We start from the raw sequence: 266 nt of genomic DNA on the forward strand, positions 1-266 counted from the left end.
GGTTACTTCAGATTCAAATGCAGTGGTATCAAGGCGCATTAAAATATCGCCTTGTTTTACACTTTGGCCTTCTTCGACAAATACTTTATCTACTCGGCCGGTAACTTCAGAGCGCAGCTGAACTTGAGTATTAAATACTAAGTTACCAGACGCCATTATTGAGTCGGCAATATTGCCTAGTTCAACATGGGCGATATTTACCTCGGGCTGTTTTTTATCACCAGAAATTTGTTTTGATACAATTAACGCTATAAAAGCGGCAATAG

At 39.5% G+C, this 266-nt stretch carries 1 protein-coding gene; it reads right to left on the reverse strand.

Annotated elements, in window-relative coordinates; translation table 11 throughout:
• Positions 1-266: biotin/lipoyl-containing protein (locus AAEY72_RS15200; RefSeq protein WP_352311414.1), on the reverse strand; the 266-nt coding region annotated here is incomplete at both ends.

Source organism: Psychrobacter sp. W2-37-MNA-CIBAN-0211 (assembly GCF_040309405.1).
In the GTDB taxonomy this organism is placed as follows: Bacteria; Pseudomonadota; Gammaproteobacteria; order Pseudomonadales; family Moraxellaceae; genus Psychrobacter; species Psychrobacter glaciei.